The sequence below is a fragment of the Streptomyces sp. NPDC006265 genome, from assembly GCF_040613555.1.
In the GTDB taxonomy this organism is placed as follows: domain Bacteria; phylum Actinomycetota; class Actinomycetes; order Streptomycetales; family Streptomycetaceae; genus Streptomyces.
In genome coordinates, this window is record NZ_JBEXSH010000892.1 from 1 (window position 1) to 3,675 (window position 3,675).

Sequence of the window (3,675 nt, forward strand, 5' to 3'; positions counted from 1 at the left end):
GCGGTCGTCGGGTGATAGAGCACCATGTCGGACCGGTAGTCGATCATCCAGCCCGCGTCGAGGGCCCGCCATGCCAGGTCGGTTTCCTCGTGGGCCGAGGTGGAGCTCGCCATCGGCGGGATGACCTGCGCCTCCTGCGCGGCCCGCGTCGAGAAGAAGCTCAACCGCATGGACGGGGTCACCGCCACCGTCAACTACGCCACCGAGAAGGCCAAGGTCAGCCACTCCGGCGACGTCTCCGTCGGTGATCTCATCGCCACCGTCGAGGCCACCGGATACACCGCGCAGGAGCCCACTCCCCCTGCCCGGCAGACCGGCCCGGCCGAGGAGGCCGACGAGCTGCGGCCGCTGCGCGAGCGGTTGATCACGGCCGTGGTGCTGTCGGTTCCCGTCGTCGCCATGGCGATGGTCCCGGCGCTGCAGTTCGAGTACTGGCAGTGGCTGTCGCTCACCCTGGCGGCGCCCGTCGTGACGTACGCGGCGTGGCCCTTCCACAAGGCGGCGTTCACCAACGCGCGGCACGGCGCGGCCACCATGGACACGCTGATCTCGGTGGGCACCTCGGCCGCGTTCCTGTGGTCGCTGTGGGCTCTGTTCTTCGGCACTGCGGGCACACCGGGCATGACCCACCCCTTCGAGCTGACCATCGAGCGCACGAACGGCGCCGGGAACATCTACCTGGAGGCCGCCGCGGGCGTGACCGCCTTCATCCTGGCCGGGCGGTACTTCGAGGCCCGCGCCAAGCGCAAGGCGGGCGCGGCGCTGCGGGCGCTGCTGGAGCTGGGCGCGAAGGACGTCACCGTGCTGCGGGCCGACGGCGGTGAACAGACCATTCCGGTCGCGGAGTTGAAGACCGGAGACCGCTTCCTGGTCCGGCCCGGCGAGAAGATCGCGACGGACGGGACGGTCGAAGAGGGGTCCTCCGCCGTGGACGCCTCGATGCTCACCGGTGAGTCCGTCCCGGTGGAGGTGGGCGCGGGTGATCCGGTCACCGGTGCCACGGTCAACGTCGGCGGGCGGCTCGTCGTGCGGGTCACCCGGGTGGGCGCGGACACGCAACTCGCCCGGATGGCCCGGCTGGTGGAGGACGCGCAGAACGGCAAGGCCGCCGCGCAGCGGCTCGCGGACCGGATCTCCGCGGTGTTCGTACCGGTGGTGATCGCCCTTGCGCTCGGCACGCTGGGCTTCTGGCTGGGCAACGGCGTCGGGCTGACGGCCGCCTTCACCGCGGCGGTCGCCGTCCTCGTCATCGCCTGCCCGTGCGCCCTGGGGCTGGCGACACCGACCGCGCTGATGGTGGGCACCGGGCGGGGCGCCCAGCTCGGAATCCTCATCAAGGGCCCGGAGGTCCTGGAGTCCACTCGCCGCGTCGACACCGTCGTCCTCGACAAGACCGGCACCGTCACGACCGGCCGTATGACGCTGCTGGCCGTGCACACCGCCGAGGGCACCGACGAGGCCGAAGTGCTGCGGCTGGCCGGGGCGTTGGAGCACTCCTCCGAGCACCCGATCGCCCGGGCCGTCGCCGACGGGGCGCTGGAGAAGCTGGGTGCGCTGCCGACGCCCGAGGACTTCGCCAATGTTCCCGGGCTCGGTGTGCAGGGCGTCGTCGAGGGCCACGCGGTGCTCGTCGGCCGGGAGCGGCTGCTGGCCGACTGGGCGATGCGGCTTCCCGAGGGCCTGGCCGGGGCGAGGGCGGCGGCCGAGGACGCCGGGCGCACGGCCATCGCGGTCGCGTGGGACGGCGAGGCGCGCGCGGTGCTGGAGGTGGCCGACGCGGTGAAGGACACCAGCGCGGAGGCGGTCGCACGGCTGCGGGCCCTCGGCCTCACGCCGATCCTGCTGACCGGTGACAACGAGGCGGTGGCCCGGTCCGTCGCCCGCGAGGTGGGCATCGAGGAGGTCATCGCCGAGGTGCTCCCGCAGGACAAGGTCGACGTCGTCAAGCGGCTCCAGGCCGAGGGCCGGTCGGTGGCGATGGTCGGTGACGGTGTCAACGACGCGGCGGCCCTCGCCCAGGCCGATCTGGGCCTGGCCATGGGCACCGGCACGGACGCCGCGATCGAGGCCGGCGACCTGACCCTCGTGCGCGGCGATCTGCGGGCCGCGGCGGACGCCATCCGGCTCGCCCGCCGCACGCTCGGAACCATCCGCTCGAACCTCTTCTGGGCGTTCGCCTACAACGTGGCGGCCCTGCCGCTGGCCGCCTCCGGCCTGCTCACCCCGATGATCGCCGGGGCGGCGATGGCCTTCTCGTCGGTCTTCGTGGTCGGCAACTCGCTGCGGCTGCGCACCTTCCGTGCCGCCGGCTGAGGCGTCGGCGGATCAGCGGTCGCGCCACACCAGCGTGTAGCGCCAGAACAGACGGCGGCGCAGGCGGACGCCGGGGAGGAGAGCCCGGGCCTCGCGCACGATCTCGGTGAAGGTCAGGTCCGCCGGACGGGTGCGGGCCGTCATCGAGACCGGGCGCGGCGCCGTACGGCCCCGGTTCTTCGACAACGCCATGACGATGTTCAGCGGTATCGACGCGATGCCGAGCAGATGGTCGACAAGCGTCCGTTCCCGGGCCACGCCGACGATCACCAGGGTGCCGCCGGGGGCCAGACGGTCGCGGAAGGTCTCGAGGGCCCGGGTGAACGGCAGATGGTGGACGACGGCGACGCAGGTGATGACGTCGTACGACTGATCACCGAGCCCGGTCAGCGCGTCGGCCGTCGCGTACGTCACCGGGGCCGCCGCGGGCGTCAGATCCCGCGCCCGGTCCGTGATCTCCGGGTCGGCGTCGACTCCGTGCACGTGCTCCGCCCGGCCGGCCAGCAGCCGGGCCAGATCTCCGCTGCCGCAGCCCACGTCCAGGGCACTGCCCACCCGATCGGGGAGCTTCCGCAGGATCCAGCGGTGGAAACGGGCGTTGTGGTCCCAGGGGCGGGCGGCGTGGAAACGCTCCAGTGCGCGCAGGGCGCGGCGTGGCAGGAAGGACATGCGGTCAGTGTCCCGGCTCACCGGGGTGGCGGTCCGCCGTCCGGGCACCCGGGAGGTACCGGCTCGCAGGGGCGCCGAGCGTGCGCCGGGCGTGAGCCGGTACCTTGCTGGAGAAGGCCATTGCGGGGAGAAGCACATGACCGATCCGAGGACCACAGACGCGGACGCCCCCCGTCCGCTCCAGAAGACCCGGGACTCCGCGGGCGGTTCCGGCCGGCTCCTGGGCGCCGTGTTCGGCGATCTCAGGGCCGTGGACGGCGCCCTCTACGCGGCGGTGGCCGCCACCCCCACGCCGACCCTGGACCGGACGCTGCGCCATCTGTCGCACGCGGCCGATCACTCCAAGATCTCGTTCGCCATCGCCGCCGCTCTGGCCCTGGCCGGCAAACGGCCGCGCAAGGCTGCCCTCGCCGGCGTCGGCGCGATCGCCGTGGCATCGGCCTCCGCCAACCTCCTCGGCAAGCGGCTGGTGCGCCGGGCGCGGCCCGACCGGGAGGCGGCCCGGGTGACGGTGGACCGGCACGTCAAGATGCCGACCTCGGCGTCGTTCCCGTCCGGGCACACGGCGTCGGCGGTCGCGTTCGCCACCGCCGTCGGTGTGGTCCTGCCCCCGGCGGCCGTCCCGCTCGGAGGACCGAGGGCGGCAGGAGGTGCTGCTGGACGGTGGGGGCGAGCCAGCCGAGCAGCGAGGGA

General features: G+C 73.4%; 3 protein-coding genes and 1 pseudogene. 2 read left to right on the forward strand and 2 right to left on the reverse strand.

The genetic code is table 11. The annotated features are described in order from the left end of the window. Positions 1 to 95 (reverse strand): annotated as a pseudogene (locus ABZ281_RS42220) (glycosyltransferase family 2 protein); the annotation flags it as partial. 4 nt (positions 96 to 99) lie between these two features. On the opposite strand from ABZ281_RS42220, the gene ABZ281_RS42225 reads away from it, so the two are divergent. Then, positions 100 to 2,313, forward strand: a complete 2,214-nt coding sequence (locus ABZ281_RS42225; RefSeq protein WP_356663302.1) for a heavy metal translocating P-type ATPase — start codon at positions 100 to 102, stop codon at positions 2,311 to 2,313. Between the two features lie 12 nt (positions 2,314 to 2,325). On the opposite strand, the gene ABZ281_RS42230 is transcribed toward ABZ281_RS42225, so the two are convergent. After that, complete coding sequence (locus tag ABZ281_RS42230) at positions 2,326 to 2,982, reverse strand: class I SAM-dependent methyltransferase (protein ID WP_356663303.1); 657 nt, start codon at positions 2,980 to 2,982, stop codon at positions 2,326 to 2,328. Between the two features lie 136 nt (positions 2,983 to 3,118). On the opposite strand from ABZ281_RS42230, the gene ABZ281_RS42235 reads away from it, so the two are divergent. Beyond that, positions 3,119 to 3,675, forward strand: a 557-nt coding sequence (locus ABZ281_RS42235; protein WP_356663305.1) for a phosphatase PAP2 family protein, incomplete at its 3' end; no start/stop codon positions are given.

Coding starts and splice junctions, on each gene's coding strand:
- ABZ281_RS42230 (WP_356663303.1), bottom strand. CDS start 2,982: ATGTCCTTCCTGCCACGCCGCGCCCTGCGCGCACTGGAGCGTTTCCAC.